Source organism: Pseudomonas sp. YA1 (assembly GCF_058680555.1).
The window spans coordinates 261,308-274,727 of record NZ_JBZWBG010000001.1 but is presented as its reverse complement, the minus strand read 5'-3'; the positions used below and the strand labels follow the sequence as shown (position 1 = coordinate 274,727).

At 68.7% G+C, this 13,420-nt stretch carries 14 protein-coding genes; 9 read left to right on the top strand and 5 right to left on the bottom strand.

Annotated elements, in window-relative coordinates; genetic code table 11:
• Positions 1-15: 15 nt before the first annotated feature.
• Positions 16-1,104: a DNA-processing protein DprA gene (gene dprA / locus AC4OR5_RS01255; protein WP_058159879.1), complete on the top strand. Its 1,089-nt coding sequence runs from the start codon at positions 16-18 to the stop codon at positions 1,102-1,104.
• 40 nt (positions 1,105-1,144) lie between these two features.
• Positions 1,145-1,702 carry an L-threonylcarbamoyladenylate synthase type 1 TsaC gene (gene tsaC / locus AC4OR5_RS01250; RefSeq protein ID WP_003097300.1) on the top strand — a complete coding sequence of 186 codons (558 nt, stop codon included), beginning with the start codon at positions 1,145-1,147 and terminating at the stop codon, positions 1,700-1,702.
• Between the two features lie 9 nt (positions 1,703-1,711).
• Here tsaC and AC4OR5_RS01245 read toward each other — a convergent pair whose 3' ends face one another.
• Positions 1,712-2,689 (bottom strand): NADPH:quinone reductase, encoded by a 978-nt coding sequence (locus AC4OR5_RS01245; protein WP_058159881.1) that lies wholly within the window; start codon positions 2,687-2,689, stop codon positions 1,712-1,714.
• Positions 2,690-2,879: 190 nt separating this feature from the next.
• On the opposite strand from AC4OR5_RS01245, the gene hemF reads away from it, so the two are divergent.
• The 5 genes from hemF (at position 2,880) to AC4OR5_RS01220 (ending at position 7,642) form a co-directional block, all read left to right on the top strand.
• Positions 2,880-3,797, top strand: coding sequence for an oxygen-dependent coproporphyrinogen oxidase (gene hemF, locus AC4OR5_RS01240; RefSeq protein WP_003097311.1), 918 nt, complete (start codon positions 2,880-2,882; stop codon positions 3,795-3,797).
• A gap of 57 nt (positions 3,798-3,854) precedes the next feature.
• Entirely contained in the window at positions 3,855-4,679 is an 825-nt protein-coding gene (gene aroE, locus AC4OR5_RS01235; RefSeq protein ID WP_003097314.1) for a shikimate dehydrogenase, read from the top strand.
• Positions 4,680-4,789: 110 nt separating this feature from the next.
• Positions 4,790-5,776, top strand: a complete 987-nt coding sequence (locus tag AC4OR5_RS01230; protein WP_003097316.1) for a phospholipase C/P1 nuclease family protein — start codon at positions 4,790-4,792, stop codon at positions 5,774-5,776.
• Entirely contained in the window at positions 5,757-7,043 is a 1,287-nt protein-coding gene (locus tag AC4OR5_RS01225; RefSeq protein WP_058159882.1) for a peptidylprolyl isomerase, read from the top strand. Before AC4OR5_RS01230 ends, AC4OR5_RS01225 begins: the two co-directional genes overlap by 20 nt.
• Complete coding sequence (locus tag AC4OR5_RS01220) at positions 7,040-7,642, top strand: hypothetical protein (RefSeq protein ID WP_023092228.1); 603 nt, start codon at positions 7,040-7,042, stop codon at positions 7,640-7,642. Before AC4OR5_RS01225 ends, AC4OR5_RS01220 begins: the two co-directional genes overlap by 4 nt.
• Before the next feature lie 3 nt (positions 7,643-7,645).
• Here AC4OR5_RS01220 and AC4OR5_RS01215 read toward each other — a convergent pair whose 3' ends face one another.
• Genes AC4OR5_RS01215 through betC form a run of 3 tightly spaced genes read right to left on the bottom strand, consistent with a single transcriptional unit; the run spans position 7,646 to position 11,655 of the window.
• Positions 7,646-9,199 (bottom strand): SulP family inorganic anion transporter, encoded by a 1,554-nt coding sequence (locus AC4OR5_RS01215; RefSeq protein ID WP_023874760.1) that lies wholly within the window; start codon positions 9,197-9,199, stop codon positions 7,646-7,648.
• Between the two features lie 4 nt (positions 9,200-9,203).
• Positions 9,204-10,127 carry a choline ABC transporter substrate-binding protein gene (locus AC4OR5_RS01210; RefSeq protein WP_003097322.1) on the bottom strand — a complete coding sequence of 308 codons (924 nt, stop codon included), beginning with the start codon at positions 10,125-10,127 and terminating at the stop codon, positions 9,204-9,206.
• 16 nt (positions 10,128-10,143) lie between these two features.
• On the bottom strand, positions 10,144-11,655 hold the full coding sequence (gene betC, locus AC4OR5_RS01205) for a choline-sulfatase (RefSeq protein WP_003097323.1): 1,512 nt from the start codon (positions 11,653-11,655) through the stop codon (positions 10,144-10,146).
• A gap of 112 nt (positions 11,656-11,767) precedes the next feature.
• Here betC and AC4OR5_RS01200 point away from each other — a divergent pair, with 112 nt between their 5' ends.
• Together AC4OR5_RS01200 and AC4OR5_RS01195 are read left to right on the top strand one after the other, a co-directional pair.
• Entirely contained in the window at positions 11,768-12,682 is a 915-nt protein-coding gene (locus tag AC4OR5_RS01200; protein ID WP_003122286.1) for a choline sulfate utilization transcriptional regulator, read from the top strand.
• A 10-nt stretch (positions 12,683-12,692) separates the two neighbouring features.
• Positions 12,693-13,070 carry a DOPA 4,5-dioxygenase family protein gene (locus AC4OR5_RS01195; RefSeq protein WP_022580753.1) on the top strand — a complete coding sequence of 126 codons (378 nt, stop codon included), beginning with the start codon at positions 12,693-12,695 and terminating at the stop codon, positions 13,068-13,070.
• On the opposite strand, the gene AC4OR5_RS01190 is transcribed toward AC4OR5_RS01195, so the two are convergent.
• Positions 13,049-13,414: an Hpt domain-containing protein gene (locus AC4OR5_RS01190; RefSeq protein WP_003097330.1), complete on the bottom strand. Its 366-nt coding sequence runs from the start codon at positions 13,412-13,414 to the stop codon at positions 13,049-13,051. The two genes, AC4OR5_RS01195 and AC4OR5_RS01190, sit on opposite strands and share 22 nt — an antisense overlap.
• Between the last annotated feature and the right edge of the window lie 6 nt (positions 13,415-13,420).

Sequence of the window (13,420 nt, the reverse complement as noted above, 5' to 3'; positions counted from 1 at the left end):
TATGGATGAGTCGCGATGAAGAACCATTCTCCAGCCGAACTGGAAGCACGGCTGCGCCTGCATGGCCTGCCCGAACTGGGACCCATGCGCTTCCTGCGCTTGATCGAGGCCTTCGGTTCGGCCTCTTCCGCGCTTGCCGCGCCAGCCGGCGCCTGGCGCACCCTGGGAGTGCCTGCCGAGGCCGCCGCCGCGCGGCGCAGCCCGGCGGTGCGGGAAGCGGCGGGTGAAGCCCTGCGCTGGCTGGAAGGTCCGCGCAGGCAGCTGCTGATGTGGGACGACCCGGGATACCCGGCACTGCTCGCCGAAGTCGCCGATGCTCCGCCGCTGCTGTACGTCGAAGGCGCTCCGGAGACTCTGGAACGGCCGCAACTGGCGATGGTCGGCAGCCGCCGCGCCAGCCCCGCCGGGCTGGGCGCCGCCCGGAGCTTTGCGCGCAGCCTGGCGCAGGGCGGCTTCGCCATCACCAGCGGGCTGGCCCTGGGCATCGATGGCGCCGCCCACGAGGGCGCGCTGGAGGTTGGCGGCGCGACCGTGGCAGTCCTCGGCACCGGCCTGCGCAGGCTCTATCCGCGCCGCCACGAGGCGCTGGCGCGGCGCATCGTCGAGGGTGGCGGCGCGCTGGTTTCGGAACTGCCGCTGGACAGCCCGCCGCTGCCGGCAAACTTTCCCCGGCGCAACCGCATCATCAGCGGACTCTCGCTGGGTGTGCTGGTGGTCGAGGCAAGTCCTGCCAGCGGCTCGCTGATCACCGCGCGGCTGGCGGCGGAACAGGGTCGCGAGGTGTACGCCATTCCGGGTTCCATCCACCATCCCGGCGCACGTGGCTGCCACCAACTGATTCGCGATGGCGCGCTGCTGGTGGAAAGCGTCGGGCACGTGCTCGAAGCACTGCGCGGCTGGGCGCAGGCGGAGCCAGCGGAAGCGCCGGCGCAGCCCCTGCCCCACCCTTTGCTGGCGCTGCTGCGCGCCGCGCCCTACACCAGCGAAGGCCTGGCTGCCGCCAGCGGCATGACGCTGCCCGACGTGCTGGCGACGCTCAGCGAACTGGAACTCGACGGCCGGGTCGCCTGCGAGGCCGGCACCTGGGTGCATCGCTCCGGCTGAAACCGTACACTTCGCGCACCCTGTCCGCTGGAGTGAGTCGATGATCAGCAGCTTTCGTGCGCAATGCGCCGCCCGGGTCGTCCGCGAGGGCGGCGTGATCGCCTATCCCACCGAGGCGGTATGGGGGCTCGGCTGCGACCCGTGGAACGAGGATGCGGTGTATCGCCTGCTGGCGCTGAAGGCGCGGCCGGTGGAAAAGGGCCTGATCGTGGTGGCGGCGAACATCCACCAGCTCGACTTCCTTCTCGAAGACCTGCCGGACGTCTGGCTGGACCGCCTGGCCGGTACCTGGCCGGGGCCGAACACCTGGCTGGTGCCGCACCAGGAGCGCCTGCCGGAGTGGGTCACCGGCGTCCATGACAGCGTCGCCGTGCGGGTCACCGACCACCCCCTGGTACAGGAACTGTGCCATCTCACCGGTCCGCTGATCTCCACCTCGGCCAATCCGGCCGGGCGCCCGGCGGCGCGCACGCGGCTGCGGGTGGAGCAATACTTCCACGACGAGCTGGACGCTATCCTCGGCGGCGCCCTTGGCGGGCGCCGCAACCCCAGCCTGATCCGCGACCTGGTGACCGGGCAGGTCATCCGCCCGGCCTGAGTACGCGCTTCAGGGCAACAGTACGGTCGAGCCGGTGGTTCGCCGTGCGGCCAGTTCGGTATGCGCCCTGGCTGCTTCGGCCAGGGCGAAGCGCTGGTTGATCTCGATGCGGATGTCACCGCGCTCGATCAGGCCGAACAGCTCGTCGGCCATCGCCTGGAGTTTTTCCGGGGTATCGGCGTAGCTGCCCAGGGTCGGCCGGGTCACGTACAGCGAACCCTTCTGCGAGAGGATGCCGAGGTTGACCCCGGTCACCGGCCCCGAGGCGTTGCCGAAGCTGACCAGCAAGCCGCGCGGCGCCACGCAGTCCAGCGAGGTTTCCCAGGTATCCTTGCCCACCGAGTCGTAGACCACCGGGCACTTCTTCCCGTCGGTCAGTTCGAGCACCCGCCGCGCCACGTTCTCGTGGCTGTAGTCGATGGTCTCCCAGGCACCGTGCTGCCTGGCCAGGCGCGCCTTTTCCGGCGAGCTGACGGTGCCGATCAGTTGCACTCCAAGGGCCTTGGCCCATTGGCAGGCGAACAGGCCCACGCCGCCCGCGGCGGCATGGAAGAGAATGGTTTCGCCGCCCCGCAGTTCGTAGGTCTGGCGCAGCAGGTATTGGGTGGTGAGCCCCTTGAGCATCACCGCGGCGGCCTGTTCGAAGTCGATGCCGTCGGGCAGGTGGACCAGCTTCTCCTCCGCCAGCACATGCAGTTCGCTGTAGGCGCCCAGCGGGCCGGTGGCGTAGGCGACGCGGTCGCCGACCTTGAAACGGGTCACTTCGCTGCCCACCGCCTCGACCTCGCCGGCGCCTTCGCTACCCAGCTCCGAAGGGAAGCCGGGGGCCGGATAGAGGCCGCTACGGTAGTAGGTGTCGATGAAGTTCAGGCCGATGGCGCGATTACGCACGCGGACTTCCCGGGGGCCCGGCTCGGCGGGTTGGTAGTCGCGGTATTCGAGGACTTCGGGGCCGCCGTAGGCAGCGAACTGGATGCGCTTGGCCATGCTGGAACTCCTGCTTCGTCAGGGTTTCGGACGGTCGCGCCGGGTGGGCGACCTTGGGTAAAGGCCTTCATCCAAGCCTTCCCCTTGACGGCCGTCAAGCGCCGGCTACCCATCCAGGGTGGTATGCTTGCGCCCTCGTTTCGTCGCCAGCCCGCGCCCCGCGCGGCCTCCCCGCTCCAAGGTGAACTCCGTGACCGACCGTATCGCCGCTGTCAAAACCTACCTGCTCGACCTGCAAGACCGCATCTGCGCCGCCCTCGAGGCGGAGGACGGCAAGGCCCGCTTCGCCGAGGACGCCTGGGAGCGTCCGGCCGGTGGCGGCGGACGGACGCGGGTAATCGGCGACGGCGCATTGATCGAGAAGGGCGGGGTGAATTTTTCCCACGTCTTCGGCGATAGCCTGCCGCCCTCGGCCAGCGCCCATCGGCCGGAACTGGCCGGGCGCGGTTTCCAGGCGCTCGGCGTGTCGCTGGTGATCCATCCGGAAAACCCCCACGTGCCGACTTCCCATGCCAACGTGCGTTTCTTCTGCGCCGAGAAGGAAGGCGAGGAGCCGGTCTGGTGGTTCGGCGGCGGCTTCGACCTGACCCCCTACTACGCCCACGAGGAAGACTGCGTGCATTGGCACCGGGTCGCTCGCGACGCCTGCGCGCCGTTCGGCGCGGACGTCTACCCGCGCTACAAGGAATGGTGCGACCGCTACTTCCATCTCAAGCACCGCAACGAGCCGCGCGGCATCGGCGGCCTGTTCTTCGACGACCTCAACCAGTGGGACTTCGACACCTGCTTCGCCTTCATCCGCGCCATCGGCGACGCCTATATCGACGCCTACCTGCCGATCGTCCAGCGCCGCAAGCACACGCCGTTCGATGAACGGCAGCGAGAGTTCCAGGCCTATCGTCGCGGTCGCTACGTGGAGTTCAACCTGGTCTTCGATCGTGGCACCCTGTTCGGCCTGCAGTCCGGCGGCCGTACCGAATCGATCCTGATGTCGTTGCCGCCGCAGGTGCGCTGGGGCTATGACTGGAAACCCGAGCCGGGCAGCGAGGAAGCGCGCCTGACCGAGTATTTCCTCGCCGACCGCGATTGGCTCGCCGGCCAGCCCTGACCCGCCCGCAGGGGACGAGTCCGCTCGCCCCGTCCCACCCCGGCAAAGGAACGACCCATGGACCGCTACTGCGTATTCGGCAACCCCATCGGCCACAGCAAGTCGCCGCTGATCCACCGCCTGTTCGCCGAGCAGACCGGCGAGGCGCTGGTCTATGACGCGCAGCTGGCGCCGCTGGACGATTTCCCCGGGTTCGCCCGGCGCTTCTTCGAGCAGGGCAAGGGCGCCAATGTCACCGTGCCGTTCAAGGAAGAGGCCTATCGTCTGGTGGACGAATTGAGCGAGCGGGCCACCCGGGCCGGGGCGGTGAACACCCTGATCCGCCTGGCCGACGGTCGCCTGCGCGGCGACAACACCGACGGCGCGGGCTTGCTGCGGGACCTGACGGCGAACGCCGGGGTCGAGCTGCGCGGCAAGCGGGTTCTCCTGCTCGGCGCCGGCGGTGCGGTGCGCGGGGTGCTCGAACCCTTCCTCGGCGAGTGCCCGGCGGAGCTGCTGATCGCCAACCGCACGGCGCGGAAGGCCGTGGATCTGGCCGAGCGGTTCGCCGATCTCGGCGCGGTGCGCGGCTGCGGTTTCGCCGAGGTCGAAGGTCCTTTCGACCTGGTCGTCAACGGCACCTCGGCCAGTCTTGCCGGCGACGTGCCGCCGCTGGCGCAGAGCGTGATCGAGCCCGGCCGTACCGTCTGCTACGACATGATGTATGCCAAGGAACCGACCGCCTTCAACCGCTGGGCCGCCGAACGCGGTGCGGCGCGTACCCTGGATGGCCTGGGCATGCTGGTGGAGCAGGCCGCCGAGGCATTCTTCCTCTGGCGTGGCGTGCGTCCTGCCTCGGCGCCGGTGTTGGAGACGCTGCGCCGGCAATTGGCAACTGTCTGAGTTGTCAGGCAGCATTTGAGACGTACGTCTCAAATCGGTTTCCATCTGACATGTAGGAATCACAAAACCGGGTTAAGACTTCAGGCTTCACTCACTCTCGAGCGCTGCCGATGAAAACCTTCGCCCGCCTGGCTGCCGGTCTCTGCATCTGCGCCATCGCCAGCCAGGCCAACGCCTGGTCGCAACCGACCCACAAGAACATCGTCAAGGACGCCCTGGCCTTCATGAACTCCTCCTACGCCACCGAGGAGATGCGTCAGGCCTACCGGTTCTACGTGAGCGCCGCCGGCAGCGAGGCGCAGGCCGGGGAGATCCTCGGCCAGGCGGCCTTCGACGTGGACGACTTCAAGGACACCCGTCTCGGTGGCTGGTGGGTCGGCTACGAACACGCGCCGCTGTGGGGCGCGGCTTCGGGCATCGTCAACTACACCTCGTACTGGCACTTCCTCAACCTGGCCCGCGACGGCGACTCCCACGGCAATCCCCACGGCGGCTACGACTACCGCTACCACAAGGTCGACGGCGGCATCGCCGACGTCGACTGGTACGCCATGGTCTACCTCTACAACCGCGAGCTGAAGCGCGAGGACTTCGACACCACCGAGGCGCACTACCGCCAGGGCACCCGCTCGGACTGGCAGGAGCACTACGGCGACTTCCAGACCGCCGCCTTCCAGCCGATCGATAACCTCGCCACCTACTGGTTCGAGCAGTTCCGCGCCGCGCCTTCGCTGCAAACCATCGGCTATGCCCTGCACGCCACCGGCGACGTGGCCCAGCCGCACCATGTGTGGATCACCTCGGCCAACGGCCATTCCAGCTGGGAAGGCTGGGTCGACGACCACTACGCCAGCGAGAAGCTCAACGACCCGGCGGCGGTGGCCAACCTGGTGGGGCGCTACGATCCGAGCAAGAGCATCCGCGACCTGCTCACCCAGACCGGCCAGGTCGCCTACGCGCGCCCCGAGCCGCTCTACGACACCAGCTACGAGACGCGCCTGCGGGTGGCGAAGGAGCTGATTCCCGAGTCCATCGCCCTGACCGTCACCGTACTGACCAAGGGCGCCAACAGCTTCGATGCACAGACTGCTCTCTGACCGCGCTCGGGGCTGGCGTCGCGCACTGTGCGGGGTCGCCTTCGGGCTGCTGGCGTGGAGCGCCCATGGCGTCCCCGCCAAGGCGCCGCAGGATCTGCGGATCGACGGCGAGGTGCTGCCGGGGAAAAGCGTCGACCTGCTCGAGCAGGCCCTGTCGCGGGTCAAGTTCAACACCGACCCGCTGCAGTTGCGCCGTGGCCTGGTGGAAAACCGCCTGCTGGCACGCGCGGTGGAAGACCAGCTCACCGCGCAGAGCCGCGCCGATCTCGACGCCAGCGTGGAGATCGAGGCCGGCAACCTGCTCGAACAGGTATACGGCAGGCGCTACCGCGAGGACCTCGGGCCATACCTGCGCCAGCCCCGGGCCCTGAGCGCGGAGCGTTTGCGCGAGGTGCTGGCGCCGAGGAGCCGCGGCCTGGTGGAAAACAGCCTGCTGCTGGACGAGACGCAGCGCCGCGAGGCGGTCGGGGTCGAGCTGATCGGCTGGCAGTTTCCCGGCCAGCCGGCACAGGTCCTCGACCTGCTATCGCTGTACGAAGGCGACAACGTCCAGGGCCAAGTGGAATTGCAACAGGGCAACCTCGCCTACCTGGCGCGCCAGGTCCAGACCCGCATCCGCCGCGACTACCTCTGGTACCGCCTGGCCCGGGACGGCTTCGGCCCGGCAGAGCGGCAGGGTGTGAGGACCCTGGTGCGGGACAAGCTGGTGCGCCATCGCTATCTGCACCAGATCGGCCTCTACAGTGATTTCCACCATGAGTCCGAGGCGCTGCGGGAACTCGCCGGCAAGGTCAGCGACAAGGACGCCGAGGCCTACTATCGGCGCAACCTGGAGCGTTACCGCAACGTCGCGCAGGTGCAGGCGGCGCATATCCGCCTGGCCGACCAGGCGAGCGCGGACAAGGTCTACGCCGAGTTGCGCAACGGCCTGGCCTTCGACGAGGCGGTACGCCGCTATTCCCTGGCCGACGACAGGGACCGCGACCCGCCCGGCGACCTAGGCCTGATACGGCCCCAGGACGGCCGGCTCGACCTGCTGCACAAGACTGCGCTGATCCAGAAGGCCGATACGGTTTCCCAGCCGATGCGCATCGACGGCGCGTTCGAGATCGTCCGGGTGCGTAGCCGCGAGGATCGCCAGTTGCCCCTCGACGACCGCAGCGTGCGCTTCGAGGTGAACCAGGCGGTGGCGCGCGAGCAACTGGCAGCACAGTTCGAGACGCGCCTGCGCAACCTGCTGGCCGGCGCCAGGGTGGAAGGCCTGTGAAGCGCTGGCTCGGCGTTGCCCTCGGCTGCAGCGGGCTGGCGATCGCCCTGGCCTGCGCCGGCGTGTTGCTGGCGCCCGCCGATATGGCCGCTTCCTCGTCTTCTCCGCCGCCAGCCAGGACGGTTGCGGCGCTGCCCGCGGTCGACGACCGTCCGCCGCCGCTGGCGCCGGTACGATCGCAAGCGGTGGCACCGGCGTACGAGGCGGAGCCGCCGGTGGCGGAACTGGATCGCGAGCAGGCGATCCAGTTCATGCAGATGCTGCGCGACGAGGGCGACCCGCGCAGCCCGCCGCTCGGCGGCCTGCAACCACGCCAGGGCGCGACGGCGCAGGAGTTGGCCGATCCGAAGCAGTACCAGGCCTTCGAGGAACGACAGACCCGCGAACTGGTACAGGCCTACACCAGCGGCGTACAGCAGATCCCGGAAATCCGTGCGCGGATCGAGGCGGCCGAACAGGGTGGCGAGCGCAGCGCCGAGGAAATCGACGAGGCTCGCGCCGCCCTTGGACAGTTGGAGATGATGCGCGACAAGCTGCAGCGGGAATCGCCGCAACTGCTGCCCGGCGACAGCGCACCGACATCGCCGGCCGCGCCCTGAGCGTCAGCCTTCGTAGTGCAGGCGGCAGCCTTCGTCGGCCTGCCGGCCCAGCGCTTCGCGGACCTGCGGGCGAGCGTGGCGCAATACCAGGCGGCGTCCCTCGGCGTGCAGGCGCCGGGCTTCCTGCTGCAACAGCACTGCGCCGGCGAAGTCGATGAAGTTCACCTGGCGGGCGTCCAGCACCAGCCGTGGCCTGTCACATTGGCGCATGAGGCGTTGCAGGTAGTCGCAGGCGCCGAAGAAGATCGAGCCTTCGATGCGTAGCACTTCTTCCTCGTCGTTGCGCTGGCGCAGTACGCGTGGTGTCGAGGTGCGCCGCAGGTAGAAGAACAGCGACGCCAGCACTCCCGCGTAGATGGCGTTCTGCAGCGGCAACAGCAGCGTGGCCAGGGCGGTTAGGCCGGCCACCAGGCATTCGGCGCGGCCGCTGCGGTAGAGCGCGCGGAGCGCCGGGCGGTCGATCAGGCCCCAGGCGATCAGCAGGATGCCTGCGGCCATCGCCGGCAACGGTACATGTTCGATCAGGCGCGCACCGAGCACGGCCAGCAGGGCCACCCAGAGCGCCGAAAACGCACCCGCCAGCGGGGAGCGCGCACCGGCTTCCAGATTGAGCCCGGAGCGGGTGAAGGAACCCGCCGACAGGCTCGCCGACAGCCAAGGCCCGAGCAGGTTCGACAGACCCTGGGCGCGGACCTCCTGGTTGGCATCGAACGCGTCTCCCTGGCGCGCGGCCAGGGCGCGGGCGATCGATAGGCTGGTGACCAGCCCGAGCATGCCGCAGGCCACCGCCGCAGGTAGCAGGTCGAGGATCGATCGGGAATCGAAGACCAGCGGATTCCAACCCGGCAGTGCACTCGATAAGGCCTGCACATGGGCTACCGAGGCGAAGGTCCCGGGTAGCGCCCAGACCAGCGTGGCACCGCCCAGCAAGCCAAGCAGCAGGGCCGGCCAGCGCGGTCGCAGGCTCCTGACCAGCAGGCTGAGCGCGAAGCTGAAGCCGCCCACCAGCAGCGATGGGCCATCGAACTCGGCGAACCGCGCCAGCAGCCGCCAGCCGTTTCCCGGCGCTGCGCCCTCCCCGCTCGCGGCCAGGCCGAGAAGATAGGGCAGTTGGCCGAGGACGATCAGCAGCGCCGCGCCAAGGGTGAAGCCGAGCATCACCGAATGCGAGACGAAATTGACCAGCGACCCGACGCGCAGGACGCCGAGCAGCCACTGGAAGGCGCCGGCGAGAAAGGTCAGCAGCAGCACGGCCTGGACGTATTGCGGGCTGCCCAGCGGCGCCAGCGGGGCCACCGAACTGAACAGCAGCACCGAGATCGCCGCGGTGGGACCGCTCACCAGGTAGCGCGACGAGCCCCACAGGCAGGCGATCGCCACTGGCAGCATCGCAGCGTACAGGCCGTACTCCGCTGGCAGGCCGGCGATCAGCGCATAGGCCATCGATTGCGGCAGTGCCAGGATTGCGCCATTCAGGCCGACCCAGGCCTCGCGCCCGAGCATGCCCCGGTGCAGCCCCGGTAGCCAGGCGAGGAACGGCAGCAAGCGCGTCCACATGGCGCTATGGCTGGCCGCGTACCGCGGCCAGGGCGTCGCCGCCGTCGCGGCTGGTCACCCCTTGCAGCCAGGCCTCGAGCACCCGCGGGTTGGCCTTGAGCCAGGCGCGGGTCGCCGAGGCCGGAGTCGCCGTGCCTTCCAGCGCGTCGCTCATCAGGCGGTTCTCCATGTCCAGGTCGAAGCGCAGGTTGGCCAGCAGCCGCGCCGGGTTCGGGCACTGCGCGGCGTAGCCCTTGCGTGCCAGGGTGTAGACCTGGCCGCGGTCGCCGAAGTACTGCTCGCCGCCTTCCAGGTAGCGCAGGTCATGGCGGATGTTCATCGGGTGCGGCGTCCAGCCGAGGAACACCAGCCAGCGCTGGCGCTTCTCGGCCCGGCCGAGTTCGGCGAGCATCGCCTGCTCGCTGGACTCCACCAGCTTCCAGTCGCCGAGGCCGAACTGGTTGGCGTCGATCATCTTCTGGATCGACTGGTTGGCCGGCGCGCCGGAGCCGATCCCGTACAGCTTGCGGTTGAAGCGTTGCCCTTGCGCGGCGAGGTCTTCGAAGCGGTGTACGCCGGCGTCCCAGACGTAGCGCGGCACCGCCAGGGTGAAGCGGGTGCCATCGAGGTTGCGAGCGAGGCGTTCGACCTGGCCGCTGGCGACGAACTTGTCGTGATAGTCCTGGTGCGCGGGCATCCAGCCGCCGAGGAAGGCGTCCACCTGGCCGTCGCGCAGGCCGCCATAGATGATCGGCACCGACAGGGTATCGATCTTCACCTGGTAGCCGAGGCTTTCCAGGAGAAACGCGGCGGTGGCGTTGGTCACCGCGATATCGCTCCAGCCTGGATCGGCCAGCCTGACGCGGGCACAGGCGGGGTCTTCGGCGTATAGCGAGGCGCTGCCCAGGAACAGGGTGGCGGCCAGCAGGCAGGTGGGAAGCCGGTTCATGGAAGTGCCCTCGTGCTCAGGGTTGCGGGAAGCGCGCGCGGCGCTCGAGATCGTCCAGGTCGATATGGTTGCGCATGTACTGCTGGCTGGCGTCGACCCACGGCTGGTGGTCCCAACTGGCCAGCCGCCCTCGCGCCAGCGCGGCGGCCACCAGGCGTCGGCGGCGCTGGCTGTCGAGTACGGCGCGGGTGATCGCGGGGATGTCCCAGCGTCGCCGGGCCTCGTCGAGGAACGCCTCGAACGTTCCGCGATGGGCCGGACTGGCGGCGAGGTTCTCGCGCTCCTGCGGGTCGTTGCGCAGGTCGTAGAGCAGGCAGGGGTCCTGCTCGGAGTAGATGAACTTGTAGTCGCCGCGGCGGATCATCATCAGCGGGCTGAGGGTGCCCTCGGCGGTGTATTCGCCGATCACCTCGTCATGCCCGCTGCCATCGCGCAGGTGCGGCAGCAGCGAGCGGCCTTCCAGCGGCAGGCGTGGATCGACCTGGCCGCCGGCCAGCTCCACCAGGGTCGGCAGCAGGTCCACGGTGGATACCGAAGCGCCGATGCGGCGCGGCGCGAAGCGCGCCGGCGCATGGACCAGCAGCGGCACGCGCGCGGCCATCTCGAACCAGTGCATCTTGTACCAGAGGCCGCGCTCGCCGAGCATGTCGCCATGGTCGCCGGAGAACACCACGATGGTGTCGTCGGCCAGCCCGCATTCCTCCAGGGTCGCCAGCAGCGCACCGATCTGCGCGTCGACGTAGCTGCAGGCGCCGAAGTAGGCACGCCGGGCGGCGCGGATGCGCTCCTCGGGCAACGGCTTGTCCCACAGGTCGATGACCTTCAGCAGGCGTTGCGAATGAGGGTCCTGCTCCTCCTGGGCGAAGCGCTGGCGCGGCAGCGGGATGTCTTCGTCGCGGTAGAGATTCCAGTAGCTCGCCGGGATGCTGTAGGGGTCGTGCGGATGGGTCATCGACACGGTCAGGCAGAATGGCTGGCCGGCGTGCTGGCGAACATGGTCGTAGAGGTACTGGCGGGCCTTGAACACCACCTCCTCGTCGAAGTCCAGCTGGTTGGTGCGCACGCAGGGACCGGCCTGCAAAACCGAGGACATGTTGTGGTACCAGCTCGGGCGCACCTCCGGCTCGTCCCAGTTCACCGCCCAGCCATAGTCCGCCGGATAGATGTCGCTGGTCAGGCGTTCCTCGTAGCCGTGCAACTGGTCGGGACCGCAGAAGTGCATCTTGCCCGACAGCGCCGTGCGATAGCCGAGGTTGCGCAAGTAGTGGGCGTAGGTGGGGGTATCGGCGGCGAAGTCGGCGGCGTTGTCCCAGGCGCCGATGCGAGTAGGCAAGCGACCGCTGACCAGGGTGAAGCGCGACGGCGCGCAGAGCGGGCTGTTGCAGTACGCCGAGTCGAACACCACGGCCCGTTCGGCGAGGCGCGAGAGGTGAGGCATGCGCAGCACCGAGCGCGGATCGTGAAGCGGCAGCAGCGGCGCGGCCATCTGGTCGGCCATGATGAACAGGATGTTCGGCGAGGTCTTCATCGGGCGGCTTATCCCATGCGATTGGGTTATGCGATAGTGCTGCGTCGATCATCAGTGCATCGAAATCCCTGGTAAACCGCATGGGGCTGGATGCGTTGGATAAGCCTGGCTTATGGGAGAACGCCTCATGCCGCTGTCCCTCGACCTGCTCCGGGTATTCGAGTCCGCCGCCCGCCAGCTCAGCTTCACCGCTGCCGCCGAGGAGCTGGGGACCACCCAGCCTGCGGTCAGCCAGCAGATCAAACGCCTGGAGAAGGAGCTGGCGACCCCTCTGTTCCAGCGCGTCCATCGAGGCATCGTGCTCACCGACGCCGGCCAGCTCCTGCTCCGCCACGTGGCCGCCGGCCTCGAGACGATCGATGCCGGCATCGCCGCGCTGGGCGCGCGCCAGCGCCACGAGGTGCTCCAGGTGGCCACCGACTACGCCTTCGCTGCCTACTGGCTGATGCCGCGCCTTCCGCGCTTCCACCAGGCCCATCCGCACCTGGACGTGAGCCTGGTGACCAGCGAGCGCGGCCTGGCCGGCCAGCGCGGCGATATCGACGTGGCGATTCTGTTCGGCGACGGTCGTTCCAAGCACGGCGAAGCGCACCGGCTGTTTCGCGAGGAGGTGTTCCCGGTCTGTAGCCCGCGCCTGGTCGAGGGATTGCAGTTGCCGCTGGCCAAGGCGCACCTGGCGCGCCTGCCGATGCTGCATCTGAAGCCGGCGCAGCACGCCCGCTGGTTCGACTGGCCGGCATTGTTCGAAGCGTTGGCCATCGATCGGCAGCCGATTCCGGCGGTGCTCAGCTTCGACAACTACACCTTGCTGATCCAGGCGGCCATCGCCGGCCAGGGCGTGGCCATCGGCTGGCGCCACCTGGTCGACGGCCTGCTCGAACAGGGGCTGCTTTGCCGGCCCATTGGCGAGAGCTGCCTGTCGCGATACGGGTACTATGCGGTATTGCCGGAGCGCAAGCGGCGCCAGCGGCTGGTCGACGGTTTCGTCGACTGGCTGCAGGCCGAGTTGCAGGCCGGCGGCGCTTGAAGAGGTGACGATGAACGAGTATTCCACCCCCCGCATCCAGGGCTTCCATGCTCACGTCTATTTCGATGCGCAGAGCATCGAGCGAGCCCGCGTCCTTTGCGAAGAGGCGGCGCGGCGCTTTCCGCTGAAGATGGGGCGGGTCCATGAGCGGCCGGTAGGGCCGCATCCGGACTGGAGCTGCCAGCTGGCGTTCGCTCCCGAGGTGTTCGGCGAGCTGGTGCCCTGGCTGGCCATCCATCGGCAGGACCTGGTGGTGTTCATCCACCCGGTCACCGGCAACGATCTGCTCGACCATCGCGACCGAGCCATCTGGATGGGAGCCATTCGCCCGCTGGACCTGTCGATCCTGGACGAAGGCCCGCAACGCTATGACTTCGCCGTGCCTTGAGGCGCGGTCATCGTCATCCAGTCGTGCAGTTCGCATTGCAGCTCGCCCAGTGCCGTCACCAGGTCGTCGACGGCATCGGCGAGCTTGCGCACGGAGCTTTCGCCGCAGGCGATCTCCAGTTGGTGGCAGGCGCGTTCCACGGCGTGGGCGTGGATCAGCGAGGCCATGCCCGCCAGGCGGTGCGCCAGCTCGTTGAGTTCCTGGGTCTGCTCGCGCTCCTGGGCGCGCCGCAGCTTGCGGGTGTCTTCGTTGTTGCTGGTCATCAGCTGCGCGACGAGCAGGCGGCTGATTTCCGGTTGGTTGGCGCGGTCGCCCAGGGCGGCGGTCAGGTCGAACGTTCGCATGGGATC

What these genes read in the sequence shown, in the direction of transcription:
- dprA (WP_058159879.1), top strand. Translation starts at nt 16, where the DNA reads ATGAAGAACCATTCTCCAGCCGAACTGGAAGCACGGCTGCGCCTGCAT.
- tsaC (WP_003097300.1), top strand. Translation starts at nt 1,145, where the DNA reads ATGATCAGCAGCTTTCGTGCGCAATGCGCCGCCCGGGTCGTCCGCGAG.
- AC4OR5_RS01245 (WP_058159881.1), bottom strand. Translation starts at nt 2,689, where the DNA reads ATGGCCAAGCGCATCCAGTTCGCTGCCTACGGCGGCCCCGAAGTCCTC.
- aroE (WP_003097314.1), top strand. Translation starts at nt 3,855, where the DNA reads ATGGACCGCTACTGCGTATTCGGCAACCCCATCGGCCACAGCAAGTCG.
- AC4OR5_RS01230 (WP_003097316.1), top strand. Translation starts at nt 4,790, where the DNA reads ATGAAAACCTTCGCCCGCCTGGCTGCCGGTCTCTGCATCTGCGCCATC.
- AC4OR5_RS01225 (WP_058159882.1), top strand. Translation starts at nt 5,757, where the DNA reads ATGCACAGACTGCTCTCTGACCGCGCTCGGGGCTGGCGTCGCGCACTG.
- AC4OR5_RS01215 (WP_023874760.1), bottom strand. Translation starts at nt 9,199, where the DNA reads ATGTGGACGCGCTTGCTGCCGTTCCTCGCCTGGCTACCGGGGCTGCAC.
- AC4OR5_RS01210 (WP_003097322.1), bottom strand. Translation starts at nt 10,127, where the DNA reads ATGAACCGGCTTCCCACCTGCCTGCTGGCCGCCACCCTGTTCCTGGGC.
- betC (WP_003097323.1), bottom strand. Translation starts at nt 11,655, where the DNA reads ATGAAGACCTCGCCGAACATCCTGTTCATCATGGCCGACCAGATGGCC.
- AC4OR5_RS01200 (WP_003122286.1), top strand. Translation starts at nt 11,768, where the DNA reads ATGGGAGAACGCCTCATGCCGCTGTCCCTCGACCTGCTCCGGGTATTC.
- AC4OR5_RS01195 (WP_022580753.1), top strand. Translation starts at nt 12,693, where the DNA reads ATGAACGAGTATTCCACCCCCCGCATCCAGGGCTTCCATGCTCACGTC.
- AC4OR5_RS01190 (WP_003097330.1), bottom strand. Translation starts at nt 13,414, where the DNA reads ATGCGAACGTTCGACCTGACCGCCGCCCTGGGCGACCGCGCCAACCAA.